The 23,811-nt window shown below is 66.8% G+C and carries 21 protein-coding genes; 9 read left to right on the top strand and 12 right to left on the bottom strand.

The genetic code is table 11. The annotated features are described in order from the left end of the window. Window positions 1-55 precede the first annotated feature (55 nt). The 5 genes from M3C25_RS06295 to M3C25_RS06275 all read left to right on the top strand — a co-directional run bounded on the left by M3C25_RS06295 (window position 56) and on the right by M3C25_RS06275 (window position 2,689). On the top strand, window positions 56-1,048 hold the full coding sequence (locus M3C25_RS06295; RefSeq protein WP_102162104.1) for a DUF6882 domain-containing protein: 993 nt from the start codon (window positions 56-58) through the stop codon (window positions 1,046-1,048). 162 nt (window positions 1,049-1,210) lie between these two features. Further along, the gene (locus M3C25_RS06290; protein ID WP_146004356.1) at window positions 1,211-1,903 is read left to right on the top strand and encodes a hypothetical protein; all 693 of its coding nucleotides are present in this window, start codon (window positions 1,211-1,213) and stop codon (window positions 1,901-1,903) included. Window positions 1,904-1,958: 55 nt separating this feature from the next. Then, a complete protein-coding gene (locus M3C25_RS06285) occupies window positions 1,959-2,162 on the top strand; it encodes a hypothetical protein (protein WP_102162106.1) in 204 nt (67 codons plus the stop codon). A 147-nt stretch (window positions 2,163-2,309) separates the two neighbouring features. Next, entirely contained in the window at window positions 2,310-2,495 is a 186-nt protein-coding gene (locus M3C25_RS06280; protein ID WP_102162107.1) for a hypothetical protein, read from the top strand. After that, window positions 2,492-2,689: a hypothetical protein gene (locus M3C25_RS06275; protein WP_102162108.1), complete on the top strand. Its 198-nt coding sequence runs from the start codon at window positions 2,492-2,494 to the stop codon at window positions 2,687-2,689. Before M3C25_RS06280 ends, M3C25_RS06275 begins: the two co-directional genes overlap by 4 nt. Window positions 2,690-2,727: 38 nt before the next feature. Here M3C25_RS06275 and trhO read toward each other — a convergent pair whose 3' ends face one another. Together trhO and M3C25_RS06265 are read right to left on the bottom strand one after the other, a co-directional pair. Beyond that, the gene (trhO, locus tag M3C25_RS06270; RefSeq protein ID WP_259855373.1) at window positions 2,728-3,663 is read right to left on the bottom strand and encodes an oxygen-dependent tRNA uridine(34) hydroxylase TrhO; all 936 of its coding nucleotides are present in this window, start codon (window positions 3,661-3,663) and stop codon (window positions 2,728-2,730) included. Between the two features lie 21 nt (window positions 3,664-3,684). Continuing rightward, entirely contained in the window at window positions 3,685-4,899 is a 1,215-nt protein-coding gene (locus M3C25_RS06265; protein ID WP_259855372.1) for a Fic family protein, read from the bottom strand. A gap of 291 nt (window positions 4,900-5,190) precedes the next feature. On the opposite strand from M3C25_RS06265, the gene purL reads away from it, so the two are divergent. Continuing rightward, window positions 5,191-7,494 carry a phosphoribosylformylglycinamidine synthase subunit PurL gene (gene purL / locus M3C25_RS06260; RefSeq protein ID WP_102162111.1) on the top strand — a complete coding sequence of 768 codons (2,304 nt, stop codon included), beginning with the start codon at window positions 5,191-5,193 and terminating at the stop codon, window positions 7,492-7,494. A 118-nt stretch (window positions 7,495-7,612) separates the two neighbouring features. Here the strand turns inward: purL and M3C25_RS06255 are convergent, their stop codons facing one another. The 3 genes from M3C25_RS06255 to M3C25_RS06245 all read right to left on the bottom strand — a co-directional run bounded on the left by M3C25_RS06255 (window position 7,613) and on the right by M3C25_RS06245 (window position 12,962). Further along, window positions 7,613-8,821 (bottom strand): NAD(P)/FAD-dependent oxidoreductase, encoded by a 1,209-nt coding sequence (locus M3C25_RS06255; RefSeq protein WP_259855371.1) that lies wholly within the window; start codon window positions 8,819-8,821, stop codon window positions 7,613-7,615. A 106-nt stretch (window positions 8,822-8,927) separates the two neighbouring features. Further along, window positions 8,928-10,742 (bottom strand): BCCT family transporter, encoded by a 1,815-nt coding sequence (locus M3C25_RS06250; RefSeq protein WP_259855370.1) that lies wholly within the window; start codon window positions 10,740-10,742, stop codon window positions 8,928-8,930. An 84-nt stretch (window positions 10,743-10,826) separates the two neighbouring features. Then, window positions 10,827-12,962, bottom strand: coding sequence for a S9 family peptidase (locus M3C25_RS06245; RefSeq protein ID WP_259855369.1), 2,136 nt, complete (start codon window positions 12,960-12,962; stop codon window positions 10,827-10,829). 188 nt (window positions 12,963-13,150) lie between these two features. Here M3C25_RS06245 and M3C25_RS06240 point away from each other — a divergent pair, with 188 nt between their 5' ends. Both M3C25_RS06240 and M3C25_RS06235 read left to right on the top strand, forming a co-directional pair. Then, window positions 13,151-15,337: an MMPL family transporter gene (locus tag M3C25_RS06240; RefSeq protein WP_259855368.1), complete on the top strand. Its 2,187-nt coding sequence runs from the start codon at window positions 13,151-13,153 to the stop codon at window positions 15,335-15,337. Then, window positions 15,337-15,762: a pyrimidine dimer DNA glycosylase/endonuclease V gene (locus M3C25_RS06235; RefSeq protein WP_259855367.1), complete on the top strand. Its 426-nt coding sequence runs from the start codon at window positions 15,337-15,339 to the stop codon at window positions 15,760-15,762. Before M3C25_RS06240 ends, M3C25_RS06235 begins: the two co-directional genes overlap by 1 nt. A 1-nt stretch (window position 15,763) precedes the next feature. Here M3C25_RS06235 and M3C25_RS06230 read toward each other — a convergent pair whose 3' ends face one another. The 3 genes from M3C25_RS06230 to M3C25_RS06220 all read right to left on the bottom strand — a co-directional run bounded on the left by M3C25_RS06230 (window position 15,764) and on the right by M3C25_RS06220 (window position 18,630). Next, on the bottom strand, window positions 15,764-16,555 hold the full coding sequence (locus M3C25_RS06230) for an ABC transporter ATP-binding protein (protein WP_102162115.1): 792 nt from the start codon (window positions 16,553-16,555) through the stop codon (window positions 15,764-15,766). 2 nt (window positions 16,556-16,557) lie between these two features. Then, complete coding sequence (locus M3C25_RS06225; protein ID WP_259855366.1) at window positions 16,558-17,511, bottom strand: ABC transporter permease; 954 nt, start codon at window positions 17,509-17,511, stop codon at window positions 16,558-16,560. Between the two features lie 120 nt (window positions 17,512-17,631). Then, on the bottom strand, window positions 17,632-18,630 hold the full coding sequence (locus M3C25_RS06220) for an ABC transporter substrate-binding protein (RefSeq protein ID WP_259855365.1): 999 nt from the start codon (window positions 18,628-18,630) through the stop codon (window positions 17,632-17,634). 279 nt (window positions 18,631-18,909) lie between these two features. Here M3C25_RS06220 and M3C25_RS06215 point away from each other — a divergent pair, with 279 nt between their 5' ends. Then, window positions 18,910-20,106, top strand: coding sequence for a cobalamin-independent methionine synthase II family protein (locus M3C25_RS06215; RefSeq protein WP_259855364.1), 1,197 nt, complete (start codon window positions 18,910-18,912; stop codon window positions 20,104-20,106). Here M3C25_RS06215 and M3C25_RS06210 read toward each other — a convergent pair whose 3' ends face one another. From M3C25_RS06210 to M3C25_RS06195, 4 genes are all read right to left on the bottom strand, one after another. Next, window positions 20,107-21,393 carry an adenylosuccinate synthase gene (locus M3C25_RS06210; RefSeq protein ID WP_259855363.1) on the bottom strand — a complete coding sequence of 429 codons (1,287 nt, stop codon included), beginning with the start codon at window positions 21,391-21,393 and terminating at the stop codon, window positions 20,107-20,109. 82 nt (window positions 21,394-21,475) lie between these two features. Then, window positions 21,476-21,943 carry a DUF3151 domain-containing protein gene (locus M3C25_RS06205; protein WP_102162120.1) on the bottom strand — a complete coding sequence of 156 codons (468 nt, stop codon included), beginning with the start codon at window positions 21,941-21,943 and terminating at the stop codon, window positions 21,476-21,478. A gap of 22 nt (window positions 21,944-21,965) precedes the next feature. Next, window positions 21,966-22,799: a hypothetical protein gene (locus M3C25_RS06200; protein WP_259855362.1), complete on the bottom strand. Its 834-nt coding sequence runs from the start codon at window positions 22,797-22,799 to the stop codon at window positions 21,966-21,968. Then, window positions 22,796-23,803, bottom strand: a complete 1,008-nt coding sequence (locus tag M3C25_RS06195; protein ID WP_259855383.1) for a glycosyltransferase family 2 protein — start codon at window positions 23,801-23,803, stop codon at window positions 22,796-22,798. The genes M3C25_RS06200 and M3C25_RS06195 overlap by 4 nt, the downstream gene beginning before the upstream one ends. Between the last annotated feature and the right edge of the window lie 8 nt (window positions 23,804-23,811).

Raw genomic sequence — 23,811 nt, 5'->3', positions numbered from 1 at the left:
TCGCCCTGCGGCGGTCTGCCTGCCGAGCCGGCACCGGAACGCTAGAGTTGTGAGCATGACTGAAACGCTGCAGGATCTCGTCAACCGTGCCGTGTTCCTCTCCGCCGAGATGCAGGCCGCCTTCGGCCGCCGGATCGCCGATGCCGACTGGGAAGTCGACTTCGCCGCCGACCCGCCGACGCTGCGCTTCACCGGCGAGCAGCCGCTGGAGGTGCGCGCCCACATGCTCGGCAGCGAATCGCAGCAGACCTCGACCTGGCATTGGGGCTGGGACAACATCAACGACTTCCCCGCTCCTGTCGTCGACCTCTCGCATGCGGTGCGCCGACACGGTGCCGCGCATGAGCTGGGCGAACTCACCACCGAAGAGATCGACCTGAGTGAGGAGCTGGCGCTGCGGCTGACGCTGGCGGCGAAGACGATCACCGGCCTGTGGGCGCACTACCCGGTCGATGCCGGCGGCGGTTCGGTCGTGTGGCTGCTCGTCGAGCATCCGGAGCTCACGCTCGGTCAGCCTGCGATCCGCGATCTCGTCCGCTCACTGGCCCAGGGCCTGACCGAGACCGAGGTGACCGATCACCGGGCGGCGCTCATCGCCTACGCCGAGCAGCGCGGCTTCCCGCTGGTCGAGCTGCCCGCGGACGGCCTGCGCCTGCTGGCAGCCGACGGCAGCGCCGATGTCACCTTCGACGAGCAGAACCGCATCACCAACTGCGCTCTGCATCAGCCGCTCGAGGGCGAGGCCGCCGAGCAGTTCGCCGGCCGCAGTTCGACACCCGCCACCACGCCCGCCCCTGCGGTCGAGGAACCGGTTCCCGCCCCGGCACCGGAGCCCGCGCCCGAGGCGGGCGAGCCCGAACCTGCCCCGGCACCTGCCGAACCGGTCGCCGAACCCGAACCGGCACCGGAACCTGCAACGGCGCCCGAACCGGCACCGGAACCTGTCGCCCCGACTCCGGCAGCCGAAGAGCCTGCTCCCGCACCCGAGCCGGAGAAGAAGGAGAAGCCGAAGAAGAAGAGCTTCTTCAAGAAGCTCTTCGGCGGTTAACGACGACTATTGAACGAACGTCGTAATGCAATAGTCCAATATTCATGAGTTTCACCTGAGTGAACGGTCTCAGAACTCTTGAAAATGATGCATGAAACCTCATCGCCTGTGGCGTCGAATTCGCATTGGCGTAAGCATGGCCACACCAACCGAGTAGCCCACATGCGAGAGGACAATGACATGCATATGATAAAAAAGCCGGCCGGTGCACTCTTCACGGCCGCTGCTCTGGTGGCATCGCTGACGAGCACCCTGCCGGCATACGCAGATACCCAGGTGAAGCAGAACGCTGATGTGAGCACGGTCAGCCAGACTCCATCGGCAGATGGGCCGGACAACGATTCGAAAGTCACGTCTGCCGAGGGTTTGAGCGACGAGCTCATCGACAAATACGACCCGTATGTCAGCCAGAACGACAAAGGCACCTACTCACTCTCCCTTCCCACAGGAAAGACATTTCCCGAATCAGAGGTGGAACTTGTAGAGAAGGCGATTGAGAAGACAAATTCCGAGGTCGAAAAGATCTCGTCTTCGGCTGAAGCCACACAGGCCGACGATGGCAATCTCGTCGTTCAGAAATCCCATGGAGGATTCAAATCCCATTGGTGGGGATTCGAGGTGTGGCTCGACAACTACGCAGTGGGAAAGGTCCAGAAGATGCTCGCCGCAGGCGCTGGGGTCAGTGGTCTGGCCGCAGCGATCATGTCGTGGACCGGCGTCGGCGGCGGCGTTGCCGGAGTGATCGCCGGAGCATTCGCCGCAGCCGGTGGAATCGCCGAGCTGTGCAACTGGTCCGACAAGGGAATCTCCATCAAGCGGCCGCACGTCGGTCCGGTCGTCTGCTGGCCGCGGTGAACGACGATCCGTCTGCGCCCACTGACGTGGGCCCAAGCACTGAAGGACGACACACATGAAAATCGGATACGCACTGTCCATTGTCCTGTCAGTCCTCGGTCTCGCGGTGCTGTTCGGTGACGGCTTCGGACTCACCGAGCACTCCTTTGAGGCCGCCCTGGGGCTGATAGTGGTCTCCCTGATGCTCACCTTCTGGCAGCGTTCACGCGATCGGCGTGATCCCCAGCGGCATCCCCGCCCCGGAGATCAGGCGGCCTGAGGCCAGTACGCGCCGCCATCGCGACTAGCCTCGCGTCCGCCGGGCTGACCGCGATGGCGGCGCTGCCGCAACCCGATTCCTGTTGTGCTCGGCGAGCCGACGATGACATGGTGAATGCCTGACCCCTGCAGCTGAGAGGAGATGCTGATGAGACATCTGGGATACCTGGCCGCCGTCGCCGCGGCAGTCCTCGGCCTTGTCGTGCTGTTCACCGGCGGCTTCGGACTCACAGAGCACTCCGTTGAAGCCGCTGTGGGACTCATCGTGCTCTCCCTGGCGATCACTCTCTGGCAGCGCTCACGCGATCAGCGGACAGCAGGACGACGACCATGAGCTCCCGACGCAAGGCCAGCCCCGGCACACTCATGACAGCCGGCCTGCTCGTCATGGTCGGCCTGCTGCTGGTGCGCGAATTCGTTCCCGAGGGCCCGATCGCCATCGCCGCGCTCGTCATCGGGCTCGTCGCCCTCCTCATCATCATCCCTGCCTACCTGCGGGCACTGCTGAGCAAACGACGCGAGCGCTGACGAGACCGGCTGCTGATCCCGGGGTCAGCGCGGTTGACTCAAGCCCGCCCCTTTGCCGGAACTGATGGCGCTGGGACCGGCGCCACCGCCTCGGCAGCGGCGCACGCACCGCAGTACGGGTGCCGGCCGGCATCGGTGCAGTCCTGGCAGCGCAGGAACTGCTTCCGGCAGGACTCATCAGCGCAGTTGACGAACAGCGGGGTCGGCTCATCGCACTCCCGGCAGCGGCCCAGCGACTCGGCCCCGGAGCCGAACTCCATGTGCATGCGTTTGTCGAAGACGTACAGCGAACCGTCCCACAGCCCGGAGTTGCCGAAGGTCTCGCCGTAGCGGACGATCCCGCCGTCGAGCTGGTAGACCTCTTCGAAGCCGCGGTTCTTCATGAGTACCGAGAGGATCTCACAGCGGATCCCGCCGGTGCAGTAGGTGACGATCGGCTTGTCTTTGAACTCGTCGTAAGCGCCGGATTCGATCTCGGCGATGAAGTCACGGGTGGTGTCCGTGTTCGGGATGACGGCGTTCTTGAACCGGCCGATCTCGGCTTCCATCGCATTGCGGCCGTCGAAGAAGACGACATCGTCTCCGCGTTCATTCATAAGCTTGTGCAGCTGGCCGGGCCCCAGGCGCACGCCCCCGCCCTGCACACCGTCCTCGGTGACCGTGACCTCGTCAGGATTGCCGAAGGTCACCAGCTCCGGGCGGACCTTGACGCTCAGGCGCGGGAAGTCATCGCCGGTGCCGGTCGACCATTTGATGTCGGCCGTGCGGAAGGGCGCGTAGCTCTTCGTCGTGCGCACGTACTGCTTGACGTCGTGGATCTCCCCGCCGACGGTGGCGTTGATGCCGTCAGCGGAGATGATGATGCGGCCCTTGAGGTTGTGGCGCTCGCACAGCGCATGCTGCCACAGACGCACCGCCTCAGGGTCGGGAAGCGGGGTGAAGACGTAGAACAGGACGATCTTGGATACGGACATAGCCACATTCTAATTCGCAGCTCAGTACGGCGGCGGCGAGGCCGGAGCCGGGCGGACCGGCACGGAGACCTGCGTATCGAAGCGCGTGCTCGCCATTCTGCGCTCAGCGTGCGCGACGATGTCAAGCAGGTCCCGGGCGATATGCCCACGGATGCCTCTGCCGACAGCCAGACTGTCAGTGATCCCAGCCGCGCTGAGCTGCTGCAGGGCTCTGCGCACCGATGGCACCGAGGCACCCGTCAGCTGCTCGGCGATGCGCTGGGTGAGGATCGGAGTGCGGGGCAGCAGCTCGAGGAGCTTCCACACGACAGCATCGCTGCGTGGGCGCCGGTCCAGCTGTGAATCGAGCGCCTCATGGTAGTCGTCGAGCACACTCTGCACCTCCTGCATGAACCGCTCCGCTTGGCTCACGGCGGCATCGGCTGCGGTGATGAAGAAGTCCAGCCACGTGTTCACTCCTGCGCTGATCTCGAGCTCGGCGGGAGGCTCGGCGCCGGTCATCGAAGCACCCGGCGGAGTCGCCCGGTAAGCTGTCAGGCCGTCGATGTACTGCTGCTGCCATGTCATGAGCACCTGGCTGATGGGCAGCACAGCTCCAGAGGTCAGTCCCCGCCGCGTGAGCACCGTGTGGATGAGGGCGCGTCCGATCCGTCCATTGCCGTCTGCGAAGGGGTGCAGCGTTTCGAACTGTGCGTGAGCCAGTCCCGCTTGGATGAGACCGCCTGTGGCTGCCCCGTTGATGAACGCCATGAGATCCTCCAGCCCCTGCGGCAAGACCTCTGGCTTCGGCGGGATGAACTCGGCCTCGCCCGGGTGGACCGCCGATCCTCCCAGCCAGTTCTGACTCTCACGCAGCCCCAGCTGACTGAAGCCGGGCAGCAGCTGTCGCTGCAGCTCTTCGAGATCGCTCCACGTCACTGCTTCAGCACTGCCGAGAGTGTCGACAGCCGCCACGACTGCAGCGATGTTGCCTGCCACCTCGGCCGCCTGATGACCAAAGCCGCTGAGAGCGTCCTGCGAGCTGAGTTCGGCGAGCACCACGTTCTTCACCGAGGGACTGACTCCCTCGATGCGGGAGCTGGCGACGGCTTCGCTGCGGATGAGGAATCGGGCGATTCCCTCGAACGCCCCGGCTGCCTCCGAGTCGCCGATGGCACGAATCCGTCGTTCGACGTGCGCTGCCTGGACTGCGAGTTCCGCGTCGATCCGCCAGTCTGCACCGGATGTCAGGGACATCGGCACGAAGGTCCAGTAGCTGCCCGCCCATCTCTCGCGACGAGACCGCGCCGCTGCCGACGGGGTCCATGTGTCTGCGTCCCAGCGCATCATCGCGTCAGCCTTTCATTCCTCGCCCTCGGATAGAAACTTTAGACTCTATCCTTTCATTCGCCATAGGTCTATTGAAAGCTTTCTACCTATCCTTTCACCCACCCGCCGACCCCTCTCATGCCAACCTGGCCACTGCCTCGGGCGCGGTTTGAAGATAGGATGTCGAGTGGGATTTCACGAAAGGACCACACGAGGCGTATGTCTGACAAGCACGTCAAGGAGACCGTCGAGTTCGCAGCAGCGAACCCCGACGTCGAGCAGCCCTACGCGGAGCTGGGACTCAAGGCCAATGAGTATGAGCAGATCCGCGAGATCCTCGGGCGCCGGCCTACCTCCGCGGAGCTGGCGATGTACTCCGTCATGTGGTCCGAGCACTGCTCGTACAAGTCCTCGAAGGTCCACCTGCGCAAGTTCGGCGAGCACGTCACCGATGAGATGCGTGAGCATCTGCTCGTCGGCATGGGTGAGAATGCCGGCGTCGTCGACATCGGCGAGGGCTGGGCGGTGACCTTCAAGGTCGAGTCCCACAACTCGCCCTCCTACGTCGAGCCCTACCAGGGGGCGGCCACCGGAGTCGGCGGCATCGTGCGCGACATCATCTCGATGGGCGCCCGCCCGGTCGCAGTGCTCGACCAGCTGCGCTTCGGTGAGATCTCCCACCCTGACACCGCCCGCGTCGTCCACGGCGTCGTCGCCGGCATCGGCGGCTACGGCAACTGCCTCGGCCTGCCCAACATCGGCGGTGAGACCTGGTTCGACCCCTCCTATCAGGGCAACCCGCTCGTCAACGCGCTGGCTGTGGGCGTCATGAAGCATGAGGACATCCGCCTGGCCAATGCCTCGGGCGTGGGCAACAAGGTCGTGCTCTTCGGCGCCCGCACCGGAGGCGACGGCATCGGCGGCGCTTCGATCCTCGCCTCGGAGTCGTTCGACGACACGAAGCCCTCGAAGCGCCCGGCTGTGCAGGTCGGCGACCCGTTCGCCGAGAAGGTCCTCATCGAATGCTGCCTGGAGCTGTTCGCCGCAGGTGTCGTCGAGGGCATCCAGGACCTGGGTGCCGCCGGCATCTCGTGTGCGACCTCGGAGCTGGCCTCCAACGGTGAGGGCGGCATGCACGTCAAGCTCGACGATGTGCTGCTGCGCGACCCGTCGCTGACGCCGGAGGAGATCCTCATGTCGGAGTCGCAGGAGCGGATGATGGCCGTGGTGACCCCGGAGAAGCTCGACGAGTTCCTCGCGATCACCGGCAAGTGGGAGGTCGAGTCGTCTGTGCTCGGCGAGGTCACCGACACCGGCCGGCTCGTCATCGAATGGCACGGCGATGTCATCGTCGACGTGCCCCCGCGCTCGGTCGCCCACGACGGGCCCGTCTACGAGCGCCCCTTCACCGAACCGTCCTGGCAGGCCGAGACCCGCGCCAACACCGTCGAGGCCGCCGGACTGGCGAAGCCGCAGTCCGATGAGGAGCTGCGCGCCACACTGCTTGAGCTGCTCGGCTCCCCGAACCTGTGTTCGAAGGACTGGATCACCGGCCAGTTCGACCGCTACGTGCAGGGCAACACGGCGCTGGCCTACCCCGATGATGCCGGCGTCATCCGCATCGACGAGGAGTCCGGCCTGGGTGTGGCGATCGCCACCGATGCCAACGGCCGCTACTGCTTCCTTGAGCCGTCCGAGGGTGCGAAGCTCGCCCTCGCCGAGGCGTACCGCAACGTCGCCACCTCCGGCGCCCGGCCGATGGCCGTCAGCGACTGCCTCAACTTCGGCTCCCCTGAGGACCCGGAGATCATGTGGCAGTTCGCCGAGGCGATCGACGGCCTCGCCCACGCCTGCGAGGATCTTGCTGTGCCGGTCACCGGCGGCAACGTCTCGCTGTACAACCAGACCGGACAGACCGCGATCTACCCGACCCCGGTCGTTGGTGTGCTCGGCGTCTTCGACGATGTCTCCCGCCGCAGCCCCTCGGGCTGGCGGGATGCCGGCCAGACGATCTACCTGCTCGGTGAGACCGCAGCTGAGCTCGACGGCTCAGTGTGGGCCGATGTGGTGCACGGCCACCTCGGCGGTGTGCCGCCGAAGTACCGGCCGGAAGCCGAGCGCGAGCTGGCCGACATCCTCATCAACGCCTCCCGCGACGGCATGATCGATGCCGCCCACGACCTGTCCGAAGGCGGGCTGGCTCAGGCGCTGGCCGAGGCGGTTCTGCGGTTCGGCACCGGCGCGCGGGTGTGGCTGGATGAGGTGTGCGACCGCGATGGCATCGACCTGTTCACGGCGCTGTTCTCCGAGTCGACGGCGCGTGCGATCGTCGCGGTGCCGCGCTCCGAGGAGGTGCGGTTCACCGATATGTGCACCGCTAGGAAGTTCCCGTTCGCCCGCATCGGCGTGACCGACACCGGCGAGGACGGCAACGCCACCCTCGAACTCGTCGACCACTTCACGATCCCCGTGGCCGAGCTGCGCGAGACCCACGAGGCGACGCTGCTGAAGCACTTCGGGTGAGCGTGACGCCAGACTGCCGCCTGGCGAGCAGACCGGATTCACCGCCGTCGTCACCGACGGCACCGCCACGGTCGGCTGACGCATCCACCGTTTTTGTGCTGCGTTGAGGGCAACCTCCTCAGGCCATGCCCTTGACGATCGCATTCCAGTACAGCGCCGGCAGCCCGTGGCGTTTGAGCACCCACATGTCGGTGCGCTCCTTCGTCGTGTCGATGAACGGAAACGACGGCGTCGGGCGCATCGTGTAGTCGAACTCGGCGAGGATCGTCTTGCCGCGCGCAGTCGTCAGCGGGCACGAGGCGTAGCCCCCGTAGGACTCCGCCAGCGGCTCGTCTTTGAGGGTGGCCAGCAGGTTCGCCACAAGCACCGGGGCCTGCTTGCGGATCGCGGCACCGGTCTTCGAGTTCGGCGTCGATCCGGCATCGCCGAGGGCGAAGATGTCCGGGTAGCGCACATGCTGCAGCGTGTGCTTGTCAACGTCGATCCAGCCCTTTGAGTCGTCACCGGCCAGCGGGGAGTTCTTGAGCCAGTCCGGCGCTGACTGCGGCGGCACCACATGAGCCATGTCGAAGCTGATCTCCTGGCTCGTGCCGGCGGCGTTGTCGCGGATCGTCGCAGTGCCGGCCGCGGCATCGAGGCTCGTCATCTCCGAGTTGAAGCGCACGTCGATGCCGTAGCGCTTGACGACCTTCTCCAGCTCGTCGGAGAACTCCTTGACACCGAACATCGCCGGCGTCGGCAGCACGAGCACCGGCCGGATGCCGTCCAGCACGCCACGGCGCTGCCAGTGGTCACACGCCAGATAGGCGATCTTCTGCGGGGCACCGGCGCATTTGATCGGGCCAGACGGCATGGTGAACAGCGCCGTTCCCGAGGTGGTGGCCTGGATGAGCTGCCAGGTCTTGGGGGCGAGCTCGGGCAGGTAGTTCGTCGAGACGTTCGGGCTCTGCAGCGCCTCGCGCATGCCCGGCACCTCGTCGAAGTCGAGTTGGATGCCCGGGCAGACGACGAGCCGGTCGTAGGCGATCTGCAGTCCCGAGGACACCCTCACCCGGTGGGCTTCCGGATTGACCTCGGTGGCGGAGTCCTTGATCCACGACACACCTGCCGGCATGACGTCGGCCTGGGCACGGCGCAGCTCGCGAGCGGGAGCGCATCCGCCTCCCACGAGGGTCAGCAGGGGCTGGTAGATGTGCTGTTCGCGCGGTTCGATGACCGCGATGTCGGTCTTGCCGGCTTTGCGCAGCCGGGCGGCGACGCTGAGCCCGGCGTTGCCCCCTCCGATGATGACGATGGCGTGGTGCAGCGGATGCGCGCTCGTGGTCATAGCGACAGTCTCCTCAGGTGATCGGCATCGATCTACTGCAAATGTACAGACAAGATCGGGCTGAGGTCCAGATCTGAGTGCCCGCGGCGTCGCCGGGGCCGAAGCGTCATTCCTGGTGCGAGCCCGACCTGTCGGAATACCGTCCGCTCTCGCGCGGCGGCAGACGCTTCGAGCCCGTCCGTGAGGACAGGGTGCCATCGGAGCGGCGGAACCACCGGCGCTGCGGTTCGTACGGGTCGATGACGTCGGGGGCGTCGCCCTCCGCCTCGGGCAGCACGACAGCGTCCTTCGAGTCGTACTCATCATCGCGCAGCCGACGGACGTACTCCTCCGGCGGTAGGACCTTCTTCCACTGCTTCGTGCGCATCGGCGGCAGCACACCGGCGTCTTCGCGCAGGGCCCGCAGCAGCAGGTACATCTCGAAGTAGCCGAAGATGAAGAACGGCAGGCCGACGAGGATGATCGTCGACTGCAGCGCCTCGAGCCCCCCGGAACCGGAGAACACGAGGAGGGTCGCGGTCACCAGCCCGATCGCCAGGGCCCAGAAGATCCGCTGGCCGAGCGGGTTGTAGTCCTCATGCCCGTTCGTCATCGTGTCGGTCACCAGTGCGGCGGAGTCCATCGAGGTGACGAAGAAGACGACGACCACGAGGATCGCGACGACGGAGACGGCGAAGGCCAGCGGGTAGTGCTCGAGGAAGGCGAACAGCGCACCCGGGATGTCGCCGTCGTCGACGACCCGCTTGACGAGTCCGCCGTCACCGGACTGCTGGCCGATGCCCTCGATGGCAAACGAGCCCCAGCCGAAGATCCCGAACCAGATGACCGAGAAGGTCGCCGGCACCGCGAGCACGCCGGTGACGAACTGGCGGATGGTGCGGCCGCGGGAGATGCGGGCGATGAAGATGCCGACGAACGGCGACCAGGTGATCGTCCAGGCCCAGTAGAACACCGTCCACGTCGACTGCCAGCCGGATTCGGCAATGGTGTCGTTCCAGAAGGCGAGTTCAGGCAGGGTGACGATGTAGGAGCCGAAGGATTCGATGGTGCCCTTGATCATGTACAGCGTCGGGCCGGTGACGAGGACGAAGAGCAGCAGTCCGACGGCGATGACGATGTTGGCGTTCGACAGCACCTTGATGCCCTTCTCCAGTCCCAGCGACACCGAGGTCAGGGCGATGAGGGTGACGACGCCGATGATGATGAGCTGCCAGCCGGCGTTCTCCGGCACTCCGAAGAGCTGGGAGAGCCCGCCGTTGATCTGCAGGGTGCCCAGACCGATCGAAACAGCCACACCGAAGACGGTGCCGACGATCGCGACGATGTCGATGGTCTTGCCGATCGGGCCGTGGATCTTCTCGCCGAGCATCGGCTGGAAGATCGAGGACACCCGAGCGGGCAGGTTGCGCTTGTGGATGAAGTAGGCGAAGCACAGGCTCGGCAGCGCGAAGATCGTCCACGTGTGGAACGTGAAGTGATACAGCGTGAAGTTCATCGCATCCCGGGCCGCCTCCGCGGTACCGGCCTCGATGCCGAGGCCGGCGCGCGGCGGGCTGCCGAGGTGGCTGATCGGCTCGGCGACACCCCAGAACATGAGGATCGTGCCGATGCCGGCGGCGAACAGCATCGCAAACCATGCCCGGCCCGAATGCTCGGGCTCTTCATCGTCGCGGCCGAGCTTGACCCGCCCATAGCGGGAGAAGGCGATGTAGATGAGGAAGATGAGGAACAGCGTCACGCCGAGGATGTAGAACCAGCCGAGCGTGTCGAGCAGCCACGCCGAGGCCGCGGACACCGCGGCATCGAGCTGCTCGGTGAAGACGATGGTGCCGAGCACGAACAGCAGGATGACGCCGGCCGAGGCGAAGAAGATCACCGGCGAAGTGCGCAGGTGCAGCATGTCGTGGAGTTTTCGCAGCATCGTTCGCAGTCTCCTTTCGGCACGAACCACGCAGCGATGACTTCTGGTTCCACGCGATCCGCAGCGGGATCAGTTTCTTCGACTCTAGCGGCTCACATCGCTCCTGCCCAGGACATCGAGCATCCATGCGTAGTCGAATGCGCCTTCCTTCCACGCGTCATAGCGCCCGGATGCCCCGCCGTGACCGGCCGACATCTCCGTCTTCAGCAGCGCATCCGCACCGACCTCGCGCAGCCGGGCAACCCACTTGGCCGGTTCGACGTAGAGCACCCGGGTGTCGTTGAGCGAGGTGATCGCGAGGATCTTCGGGTAGTCCTGTTCGGTGACGTTCTCGTACGGAGAGTAGGAGCGCATGTACTCATACACCTGCTCGTCGTGCAGCGGATCGCCCCATTCCTCCCATTCGATGACGGTCAGCGGCAGCTCCGGCATGAGGATCGAGGTGAGCGCGTCGACGAACGGCACATGCGCACTGATCCCGGCGAACCGGTCCGGTGCCATGTTCGCCACCGCGCCCATGAGCAGCCCGCCGGCCGACCCGCCGGTGGCCACCAGCTTCTCCGGGCTCGTCACCCCGGTGCCGATGAGGTGGTCGGCTGCGGCGATGAAGTCGGTGAAGGTGTTGCGCTTGGCGGTCGTCTTGCCCTCGTCGTACCAGTGCCGGCCCATCTCTCCGCCGCCGCGCACATGGGCGATCGCGAAGACGACGCCGCGGTCGAGCAGCGAGAGCCGTTTGACGCTGAAACCGGGGTCCATGCTCAGCTCATAGGATCCGTAGCCGTAGAGCACCATCGGGGCCGGGCCGGCATCTCGGCTACCGGTCTTCCACACAAGCGAGACCGGCACCTCGGTCCCGTCCTCAGCTCGGGCCCACATGAGCTCCTGCTCGTAGGCGCCCAGGTCGACGCCGCCGAGCACCGGCTGGCGTTTGAGCACGGTCCGCTGCCCGGTGTCCATGTCGTAGGCGAACACGGTCCCCGGCGTCACCATCGACGTGTAGGTCAGCCGCAGCCGCGGCTGCGCGAACTCCGGGTTCGCGCCGGTGCCGAGTGTGCCGACGGGTTCGTCGACGGCGATCTCCGCAAGCGTCCCGTAGGGCTCCGCTTCCGAGGCGGTGATCGCCACGGTGCCCACACGGGCGAATCCGCCGTGCCGGTAGGAGATGACGAGGTGGCCTGCGAACGCGTCGACGTCTTCGATCCGGTAACCGGTCATGTCCCCGTCGAGCACCGGCCGGCCGGGACCTGCCGGGTCGGCGGCGGGCACGTCGACGATGTCGAAGTCGGCGCGGTCGCGGTTGTGGGTGATGATGAACCGGTCCTCACCGGCGACGATCGCGTGCTCGACGCTGTATTCGACGCCCTGCTGGCGCTGCCACACCGGCTGCGGTTCGGCGGTCGGCTCCTCGGCTGGCAGCACCCACCAGCCTTCGGTCGTCTTCGACCCGGTGACGATGCACACGTACTTCTGCGAACGAGTGAGCCCGACGCCCACGAAGAACCGCTCGTCGGGTTCGTGGAACACCTGTGGGTCGGCCTCCGCCCCGGTCCCGAGGCGGTGGCGCCACACCGTGTCGGGCCGCCAGGCGTCATCGCAGGTGGTGTAGAAGACGTATTCGCCGGTGCCGTCGAAGGTCGCCCCGGCGAAGGTGTTCTCGATGACCTCCGGCAGATCCTCGCCTGCCTCCAGGTCGCGGATGCGCAGCGTGTAGCGCTCATCGCCGGTCAGGTCGGCCGCCCACGCGAGCTTCGTGCCATCGGGGGAGATGCTGAAGGAACCGAGGGAGAAGAACTCGCTGCCGGCAGCCTCAGCGTTGGAGTCGAAGATGACCTCCTCGCCTGCCAGCTGCTGGCCGTCGGCCACCTCGGGCGGGGTCCAGTCGTCTGGGCCGCTGATCGGGGCGCGGCAGGAGATCCCGTAGTCCTTGCCCTCCTCGGTGCGGGTGAAGTACCACCAGCTGCCGCGCCGGACCGGCACGGACATGTCGGTTTCCTTCGTGCGTGTGCGGATCTCGGTGAAGATCGTCTCGCGCAGGCCCTCCAGGTGTGCTGTGCGGGCGGCGGTGTAGGCGTTCTCCGCCTCCAGGTGGGCGGTCACCTGCGGGGAGTCCTTGTCCCGCATCCATTCGTAGTCGTCGGTGAAGGTGTGGCCGTGGTGGGCGCGTTCGGTGGGGATGCGCTGGGCGATCGGCGCCTGTGCGTCACGTGGTGCAGTCGTCATACCCTCAAGCCTACGGCCTGCCGCGCAGTCAGCACCCTCGCCCTTTGCATCGAGACGCTGTGCACGGAGACGGCCACGGCCACCGCCGTGGTGAGGCCGATGCTCACGCTGGTCTCTGCTCCTCGTCGTCCTCGGACACCGCAACCACAGCGGCTCTTGTCGCTGTGCCCCACTGATACTCTGAACGCATGAATAGCCAGCCGCGCCTGCTGACAGCCTCTCGTCCCGAGGAGCAGAAGGTGCGCGGCCGCGGCTGGGTATGGCTGCTCGTGCTCGCCCTCATCGCCGGCTGGCTGGCGCTCTCAGGTCTCGGCGGCCCGTACTTCGGCAAGATCTCCGAGGTCGCCACGAACGACCAGTCGACGTTCCTGCCCGCCTCGGCGGAGTCGACTGAGGTGACCGACCGGCTCGGCGAGTTCCGGACCGGGGAGGGTGCTCCGGCGATCATCATCGCCACCCGCGACGGCGGGCTCGAACCCGATGACCAGTCCTGGGCTGAGGACTTCGCCGCCGACGCCGAATCGGCTGCTGTCGATGACCTCTCCCCGCCGATTCCCTCCAGTGACGGCGAAGCCCTCCAGCTCATCGTCCCGGTCTCCGAGGACGACACCGAGGCGGGAGTCGATCAGCTGCGTCAGCTCGCCTCTGACACCGCCCCCGATGGCCTCGCGGTCTTCGTCACCGGCCCGGCCGGGTTCTCCGCAGATCTGGCAGAGGCGTTCTCCGGCATCGACGGGATGCTGCTCATCGTCACCTTCGCCGCGGTGTTCGTCATCCTCATCATCGTCTACCGCTCCCCCATCATCCCCGTCTTCGTGCTGCTGACGGCGCTGGCGGCGCTCGCCTCGTCGATCGTCGTCGTCTATCTGCTCGCCGACGCCGGGTTCATCACTGTCAACGGGCAGGTGCAGGGCATCCTCTTCATCCTCGTCGTCGGCGCGACGACGGACTACTGCCTGCTCTTCGTCGCCCGGTTCCGCGATGAGCTCTCTGCCGCTCCCGAGGCGCCGGGCCCGGAGCGCAGGCGCACGGTGTGGCGTGCGTGGAAGGGCACGATCGAGCCGATCCTCGCCTCCGGGGGAACGGTCATCGCCGGTCTGCTGTGTCTGCTCGTCTCCGACCTCGCCTCCACGCAGGCGCTCGGCCCGGTCGCGGCGATCGGCATCGCGATGGGCCTGGCTGCTGCGCTGACGTTCCTGCCGGCGCTGCTGTTCGCCGTCGGTCCGGTGGTGTTCTGGCCGTTCATCCCCGGCCGCGGGAAGCGCCGGGACACCAAGGAGAACCACGGCCTGTGGTCGCGCATCGCCGCTGCGGTCACCGCACGCCCGCGCATCACCTGGATCACCGTCACCCTGCTGCTGGCTGTGCCGCTGCTGGGCATCACCCAGCTCAAGGCCGATGGCGTGCCGCAGAGCGAGTTCGTGCTCGGCGCCTCTCAGGCCCGCGACGGCCAGGATGCCCTCGGTCAGCACTTCCCGTCCGGTTCCGGCAGCCCCGCCTATGTGCTGCTGGACGAAGACGATGTCGATGATGCCGTCGACGCCCTCGACCCGATCTCCGGGATCGACGCCCTCGCCCTGTCCGCTGACTCGCCCACCGGGCTCATTCCGCTCGGCGACGCCGCTGACGACGCCGGCCTGCAGAGCGGTCCGCCCGGTGAGCCGATCGTCTCCGACGGCGATGTGCTCATCAACGCGACGCTGGCCGATCCGCCGGACTCCCAGGAGGCTGAGGACACCGTCGTGGAGATGCGCCAGGCGCTGGCCGATGCCCGTCTGCTCACGGCTGTCGGCGGTGAGCCGGCGGTCGCCCTCGACTCGAATGAGGCGGCCAAGCACGACCGGGCGCTGGCGATGCCGCTCATCCTCATCGTCGTCACGATCGTGCTCGTGCTGCTGCTGCGCTCACTGCTGGCCCCGCTGCTGCTGATGTTCACCACGGTGCTGAGCTTCGGCACCGCGATGGGCGTCTCCGCGCTCGTGTTCAACCATGTCCTCGGCTTTCCGGGCGCGGATCCGACGGTGCCGCTGTTCGCGTTCGTGTTCCTCGTCGCGCTCGGCATCGACTACAACATCTTCCTCATGTCCCGGGTCCGTGAGGAGTCGATGGCCGCCCGTGACACCCGCACCGGGGTGGTGCGCGGACTCGTCACCACCGGCGGGGTCATCACCTCAGCAGGCATCGTGCTCGCCGCAACGTTCGCAGCGCTTGCGGTGCTGCCGATCATGTTCCTTGTCCAACTGGCGTTCATCGTCGCCTTCGGTGTGCTGCTCGATGCGATCGTCGTGCGCTCACTGCTCGTCCCCGGCCTGTTCTGCGATCTGGGCCGGGCGACGTGGTGGCCGTGGATGCGCTCGTTCACCCCGGGGTCCTGATGCGGCTGTGGTCGCTGCATCCGGCGCACCTCGACCGGCAGGGCCTGATCGCCTGCTGGCGTGAGGCGCTGCTGGCCCAGAAGGTGTTCGCAGGCCTCACCACGGGCTACCGCAGCCACCCGCAGCTGATCCGCTTCCGCGCAGCCGACGGCCCGCTGGCTGCGATCGGCGCGTACCTGTCCGGCTTAGCCGAGGAGGCCGATGCCCGCGGCTACCGGTTCGACCGCACGAAGATCCACGATGGCTCCGGTCACGCCCAGCTGCCGGTCACGACCGGACAGCTCGACTTCGAGGCGCAGCATCTCGCTGCCAAACTCGCGCTCCGGTCGCCTGCCGATGCCGCCCGGCTTGCCAACGCACACCTGGGCACCCATCCGCTGTTCCGCCTCGGGCCCGGCCCGATCGAAGACTGGGAGCGGCCCTGACTCAGGTCAGCAGCGCGCGGTCGTCGAGCTGGGCGCCCTTGACCTTGGCGAATTCGCCGAGCAGGTCCTTGACCGTCAGCTTCTCCTTGGTGGCGGCGTCGGCTTCGTAGATGATGTCGCCTTCGTGCATCATGATGATCCGGTTGCCCAGGGCGAGCGCCTGCTCCATGTTGTGGGTGACCATGAGCGTGGTGAGGTTGCCCTGGGCGACGATCCGCTCGGTCAGCTTCGTCACCAGCTCCGCCCGCGAGGGGTCGAGTGCGGCGGTGTGCTCGTCGAGCAGCAGGATGCGCGGTTCGGTGAAGCCGGCCATGAGCAGCGACAGCGCCTGCCGCTGACCACCTGACAGCAGCCCGACTTTCGCCTTCAGCCGCTTCTCGAGCCCGAGGTCGAGGCTGGTGAGCTCTTCGGCGAAAGCCTCCCGGCGGGCTTTGGTCAGTCCCCGCCCCAGCCCGCGGCGGCGTCCCCGGTTGAGGGCCAGTGAGAGGTTCTGCTCGATGGTGAGGTCGGGTGCGGTGCCGGCCATCGGGTCCTGGAACACCCGGCCGACATAGCGGGCGCGGGAGTACTCCTTCATCCTGTTGACCTTGACGTTGTCGATGGTGATGGTCCCGGCATCGACCGGCAGCCGCCCGGAGATGGTGTTGAGCAGCGTCGACTTGCCTGCCCCGTTGGAGCCGATGACGGTGACGAAGTCACCTTCGTCCAAGTGCAGGGACAGGCCCTGCAGGGCCCGGCGCTCGTTGACCGTGCCGGGGAAGAAGGTCTTGGAGATGTTCTCGATGCTCAGCATGCTCAGCTCCCCTCTGCTGCGGTGACGGGTGTCTTGACCGGTGCCGGCTGTGTGTCCGGCGCCAACTGGCCCGGTGCGCGGTTGCCGCGCCCGCGCAGGGATGGGATCTTCTTGAGCAGACCCCAGCGCGGCAGCAGCAGGGCTGCGACGACGAGGATCGCGGTGACGGCCTTCATGTCGTTGGGGTTGAGGCCGTAGCGCATCGCATAGAAGATGATGAGCCGGTAGATGACCGAGCCGAGGATCGCCGCGAAGCTGGCGATCACGATCGTGCGTGAGCCCAGCAGCGCCTGGCCGACGATGACCGAGGCGAGTCCGACGAGGATGAGGCCCACACCCATCGCGATGTCGGCGAAGCCCTGGTATTGGGCGATGATCGCACCGCAGGCGGCGACGAGCCCGTTGGACAGGGCAAGGGTGAGGATCGTCGTGTTGTCGGTGTTGACGCCGAGGGAGCGGATCATCTCCTTGTTGTTGCCGGTCGCCTGGATCGCCAGGCCCAGGTTCGTGGTGAGGAACCAGTCGACGACGAATTTGAGCACCAGTACGGCGAGCAGGAAGGCCGCCACCGACATCCAGGTGCCCATGATCCGCTCCTCTTTGAGCGGCGTCATGATCGTCGTCTCTCTCAAAAGCGGCAGGTTCGCCTTGCCCATGATCCTGAGGTTGACCGACCATAGGGCGATCATCGTGAGGATGCCGGCGAGCAGCCCGTCGATTCCGCCCTTGGTGTGCAGCAGCCCGGTGATGACGCCGGCGAGCACGCCGGCCCCGCCGGCGGCGACAGTGGCGACGACCGGGTTGACCCCGGCGATGATGAGAGCCGCTGCGGTGGCCGCCCCGGTGGTGAAGCTGCCGTCGACGGTGAGGTCAGGGAAGTTGAGGACTTTGAACGTCAGGTACACCCCGAGCGCCATGACGCCGTAGATGATGCCGAGTTCGAGTGCGCCGATCATAATGTGGTGAGATTCTCCGAGTCGTGAGGCGGACTGCAGCGAACGGGAGTGTCCGAGGGGAAGCACCGTTCGCCGCAGCCCGCGCTGTCAGCCTACGCGCCTGTCAGCGCATCGGCACGGTCATTCGACGACGGTGTCAGCCGAGTCGATGAATTCCTGGTCCATCTCAACGCCCATCCGCTTGGCAGCTTCGGGGTTGATGACCAGCTGGTACTCCGACTGCTGCTCGACAGCCATCTCCGCGGGATCCTCGCCGTCCTTGAGGATCTTGAGCGCCATGTCAGCAGTCTGCTTGCCGAGGGCCTCGTAGTCGATGCCGTAGGTCGCTGCCGCGCCCTCTTCGACCTGGCCGGCCTCGGAGCCGATGAGCAGTGCCTCGTTCTTCTCTGCGGCCTGGACCATCGTCGAGATCGCTGAGACGACGGTGTTGTCGGTCGGGACGTAGTAGGCATCGACGTCGCCGAGCGAGTCGGCGGCCTGCGCAACCTCTCCGGAGTTCGAGACGGTGGCTTCCTTGATCTCGATGCCCTGCTCCTCGGCGGCTTCCTTGGCCATCTGGACCTGGACCTCAGAGTTGACCTCGCCGGAGCTGTAGACGATGCCGACGGACTTGGCATCCGGGTTGATCTTCTTGACCAGCTCGAGCTGTTCGGCGACCGGGTTGAGGTCGGTGGTGCCGGTGACGTTGCCGCCGGGCTTCTCCAGGCTGTCGACGAGCTGCGCTTCGACCGGGTCGGTGACCGCGGTGAAGACGATGGGCTTATCCGAGATCGCCTGGGCTGCGGCCTGTGCGGTCGGGGTGGCGATCGCCAGTACGAGGTCGAGGTCCTGGGAGGCGAAGTTCTGGGCGATCGACGTTGCGTTGGACTGGTCGCCCTGGGCGTTCTGCTCGTCGTACTCGACGTCGACGCCGGCGTCCTCCATGCCCTTCTTGAAGCCCTCTGCTGCGGCGTCAAGCGCTGGGTGCTGGACGATCTGGGTGATGCCGACTGAGTAGGACTCCTGGCTGTCGCCGCCGCCCTCTCCTCCTTCGCCGCCGCCGCTGCCGCCTCCGCAGGCTGCCAGTGCCAGTGCCGCCGATGCTGCCGTGAAGCCCACGGCCATGCGCTTGATCCGCATGTTCTCCTCCTCTGCGAGAGGGCCGCACACCCCTCTGTGCGCGGCCGCTCAACGAGCTCAACCTATCCCAGGTGAGCATGACCTGTTAACTATCTCACAGGGGCCTGACACCTTTGCAGACAGACGGCCTTGAAGGCTCATTCGTTACGGACATTTGACTCAGCACGCCTGTTCGGGCCGGACAGCGCAGCACATGCGTCGCCATATGACGTTCGGCGCATAGGACACGCTGCGCGTGTGTTCGACTCTGAGAGACCACACTGTCTGAAAGGAGCTTCAATGACTACGATCCGCACGAGCCACGCCGGTTCTCTGCCCCGCACCGAGGCGCTCATCGCCGCCAATCGAGCCCGACGCGATGAGGACACCGGGGCCGAGGCATTCGACGAGCTGCTGACGGAGAATGTCGTCGATGTCGTGGCCCGGCAGCGCGCCCTGGGCATCACCGAACCCAACGACGGCGAGTACGGTCATGCGATGGCCGCCGATTTCGACTATGGGGCGTGGTGGCATTACTCGTTCGCCCGCACCGGGGGCCTGGCACTGTCGGAACACGGGCTGTGGGAGCAGCCGGCGGTGCGTTCCGAGCCGGGTCAGGTGCGGCTGACGAGCTTCGGGGACCGGCGTGACCGGCAGCTCTTCCCCGGTGTCTACGCGGATCCCGCCGGTGGCGCTGATACCGGTGAGCAGCCGGACTTCCCGAAGGTCACCGGCCCGATCAGCTACACCGGCCACGAGCAGGTCGCTCGCGATATCCGCAATGTCACCACAGGCCTTGAGCAGGCCGGCTATGAGATCTCGCGCGGGTTCCTCAACTCGATCTCTCCAGGCTCGGCTTCCCGGATCGCCAATGAGCACTATGAGACGGAGGAGGAGCTCATCTGGGCGTTCGCCGATGTGCTGCGCGAGGAGTACCTCGCGATCACCGAGGCCGGCCTCATCGTGCAGATCGATGACCCGTCGATCGCGGAGAACTTCGACCAGATCAACCCGGAGCCCAGCTATGAGGACTACCGGGCGTTCACACAGATCCGTGTCGAGGCGCTCAACTATGCGCTGCGCGGCATCGACCCGCAGCAGGTCCGCTTCCACACATGTTGGGGTTCATGGCATGGTCCGCATGTCACCGATCTGCCGTTCGCCGAGATCGTCGACCTGGTGCTTTCGGTCAATGCTGCTGGGATCACCTTCGAGGCCGCCAATGTCCGCCATGAGCATGAGTGGCGGATCTGGGAGGACACGAAGCTGCCGGACGGCAAGTACATCATCCCCGGCATCGTCTCCCATGCCACGAACGTCGTCGAGCACCCTGAGCTGGTCGCCGACCGGATCGAGCGCTTCGCCCGGCTCGTCGGCCCGGAGAACGTCGTCGCCTCAACGGACTGCGGGCTCGGCGGGCGGGTGCACCCGGAGATCGCAGTCGCCAAGCTCGAGGCACTGGCACGGGGAGCCGAGATCGCCGGCTCGCGGCTGTGATCAGTCGAGCAGTTCGTGGCGGACGATCGACTGCTCACGGTCGGGTCCGACGCCGATGACGGAGATCCGGCAGCCGGAGAGTCGCTCGAGGGCGAGCACGTAGTTCTGCGCGTTCTCGGGCAGCTCTTCGAAGCTGCGGGCCACCGAGATGTCCTCCTCCCAGCCGGGGAATGTCTCGAAGATCGGCTTGGCGTGGTGGAAGTCGGACTGGCTGGCTGGCATCTCGTCGTGGCGCACCCCGTCGATCTCGTAGGCCACGCACACCGGGATCTCCTCGATGCCGGTGAGCACGTCGAGTTTGGTGAGCACGTAGTCGGTGAAGCCGTTGACGCGGGCAGCGTAGCGGGCGATGACCGCGTCGTACCAGCCGCAGCGGCGCGGCCGGCCGGTGTTGACACCGTATTCGCCGCCGGTCTTCTGCAGGCGCACGCCCATCTCGTCGAACAGCTCGGTCGGGAACGGCCCGGCGCCCACACGGGTGGTGTAGGCCTTGACGATGCCGATGACGCGGGTGATGCGGGTCGGGCCGATGCCGGCGCCGATCACTGCACCGCCGGCGCTCGGGTTCGATGAGGTGACGAACGGGTAGGTGCCGTGGTCGACGTCGAGCATCGTCGCCTGGCCGCCCTCCATCACGACGACCTCACCGGCGTCAAGCGCCTCACACAGCAGCAGCGACGTGTCGCACACCATCGGCCGCAGCCGTTCGGCGTACTGCAGGAAGTACTCGACGGTCTCCTCGACCTCAACGGCGCGGCGGTTGTAGACCTTGAGCAGCAGTTCGTTCTTCTGCCGCAACGCGCCTTCGACCTTCTGCCGGAGGATCGATTCGTCGAACAGGTCCTGGATGCGGATGCCGATGCGCGAGACCTTGTCGGCATAGGCCGGGCCGATGCCGCGGCCGGTGGTGCCGATGGCGCGCTTGCCGAGGAACCGCTCGGTGACCTTGTCCATCGTCTGGTGGTAGGGGGCGACGACGTGGGCGTTGGCGGAGATCCGCAGCGCCGAGGTGTCGGCTCCGCGGGATTCGAGCATCTCGATCTCCTCGAACAGGGCTTCGAGGTTGACGACCACGCCGTTGCCGATCACCGGGGTGACGTTGGGTGAGAGGATGCCGGCCGGCAGCAGCTTGAGTTCGTACTTCTCCCCGCCGACGACGACGGTGTGGCCGGCGTTGTTGCCGCCGTTGGGCTTGACGACATAGTCGACGCGGGTGCCGAGGATGTCGGTGGTCTTGCCTTTACCTTCGTCGCCCCACTGGGCGCCGACGACAACGAGTGCTGGCATCGAGGAGTTCTCCTTGCTTGACTGCCGTTACTCAGCCAGTCTACGCGAGCCCCTGGTCACACCGGACGGGCAGGACCCGTCGTCACAGACTGTCGGAGGAGGCGATGAGGTCGGCTGCTGCGGGGTCGGATTCGCGCAGGAACCGCTCGATGCGCTGTGCTTCCTCACCTTCGCCGATGGTCGCTGCGGCCCTACCGAGTGCGTAGAGGGCGCGGAGGAATCCGCGGTTCATCTCGTGGGAGTACGGGATCGGCCCGGCGCCTCGCCAGCCGGCCTGGCGCAGGGCGTCGAGGCCGCGGTGGTATCCGACGCGGGCGTAGGCGTAGGAGTCGACGGTGCGGCCCTCGTCGTAGGCCTCATCGGCGAGGACCGCCCAGGCGAGGCAGCTGGCCGGCAGGTCGCTGACGACGTCGGCGGCCTCCTCACCGGCTCTCATCCGCTCCCGTGCTTCGGCGTCGGGGTGGTCGGCGGGCAGGAAGGTCGGCTGCGGGCCGATCTGGTCAGCGGACAGGTTGCCGATGTGCGAGGGGTTTCCAAGCGGCTGGTTCATCACGTCTCCTGGGGTGGTCGCTTCAGTCGGTCTTGACGGCTGAGGGCTGGATGGTGAACGGGTTGTCGGCAAGCGCGCCGTAGGCTCCGGCCGAGGCGAGTTCGCCGAGCTGCTTCTCGGTGGCGACACCGGTCACCCACGTCTGCACGTCGCTGCTGAACCATTCGTCGAGGTTCTCGGCATCGGCCGCAACGGCGGCCATCGGCGCCTCGACGGCATCCGGGCCCTGAGCCTCACCGTCGAACAGCGCGGTCAGTCCCGCATCACCGGCCTGTTTGAGAACAGCGGGGTCGTCGCTGCGGACGATGATCCCGTCGGTGCGGCCAGTCTCCTCGGCGGTGGCGATGACGTCGCTGATGGTGTCGGCGTCGACGGCGGGCATGAGGACGGTTGCGCTGCCGAAGTCCTCCAGCGCCTTCGCCCACGTCAGCGTCGTGCCGGTGCGTTCGGAGCCCGGTGCGGGGGCGATTGCCGCCTCGGCGAACGTCGCGTCGTCGGTCTCATCGACCGGCCTGTCGAGTCCGAGTGCGTGAGGCTCAGCGTCGGGGTCGGCGAGCACGAGGGTTCCGTCGGCGGTGCGGGCGAGGTCGACGGCCGGCAGGTAACCGAACTTCACGTCCTCGGCCAGCGCCTCCTTCGAGTTGGCCGGGTAGAGCGCCGAACCGCCCTGCAGGGCGGCGACGACGGGGCTGTTGAGGCTTGCGACGGTCAGTGACTTCGCAGGGCTGAGCATGTTGAAGGTCACAAGGCCGAGCACGGCGATGGCGGCGATGCCAAGCGCAATGAACACCATCGGCGAGTTCTTGCGCTCAGGCGGTTCGGGCACCGGTGTCCATCCTTCGGGGGTCTTCGTCATGCGCGACTCCGATCGACGGTCTGCTTGGCTCCGGTGATGGTGCCGCGCAGGAACCCGGCGCCCCAGCTCACATGCATCGTCGGCACGATCGCGGCGAACCACGCCCGCTCACCGGGCGCGCAGTCCCGGGCAGCGGCGGCCACCGCGAGGATCCCTGCCGCATAGGCCGCCACGGGAGCGAAGCTCGCCCGCCCGAGCACGCGGAGAGGTGCGGGAGCCTGTCGCAGGGCGCCCGATGCCTCGGCGACGGCACTGGCGGCAGCGGCTGCGGTGCCGAGGACGAGCAGCGGGGGGGCGAAGTAGCGCGGGGAGTTCTTCGCGCCGTAGCGGCGGACGATCTCGGCGCGCCACGTGCCGGTGGCGTAGAACTGCTGAACCACTTTGCGGTATTCGGCGCGCGGCCAGTAGGTCACCTGCAGGCGCGGGTCGAAGCGGACCCGGCCGCCGGCTTCGCGGATGCGCAGGTTGAGCTCCCAGTCCTGGCCGCGGCGCAGGGTGACGTCGAAGCCGCCGAGGCGGTCGAAGACTTCACGGCGGTAGATGCCGAGGTAGGCGGATTCGGCGTCCTGGGCTTCGTCGCCGGCGTGGTAGGCCGGCCCGCCGAGGCCGATGCGCGACATGTAGGCGCGGGCGACGGCCCTCTGCAGGGCGGTGCGGCCGCGGGCGACCATGAGCCCGCCGCAGTTGGCGGCACCGGTTTCGCGCAGCACAGCGATGCCGGTGGCGGTGTAGTCGGCGGTGAGCTCGGAGTGGGCGTCGACGCGGATGATGACCGGGTGGCGGGTGGCGGCGACGGCGAGGTTGAGGCTCGTCGGGGTGTCGCCGGCGGGGTTGTGCACGAGGCGGATCCGCTGGTCGGCGGCGGCGAGGTGCTCGGCGATTCCGGTCGTGTCGTCAGTCGAAGGGCCGAGGGCGAGCACGACCTCCTTGGGGCCGGGGTAGTCCTGGGCGAGGATCGTGTCGACGGCTGCGGCCAGGTGCTCGGCTTCGTTGAGCACCGGCATGATGAAGG

Origin of the sequence: Brevibacterium luteolum, from assembly GCF_025147615.1 — a bacterium.
Classification (GTDB): Bacteria; Actinomycetota; Actinomycetes; order Actinomycetales; family Brevibacteriaceae; genus Brevibacterium; species Brevibacterium luteolum.
The sequence above is the reverse complement of the archived record's forward strand: the minus strand, read 5'-3'. Positions and strand labels throughout refer to the sequence as shown.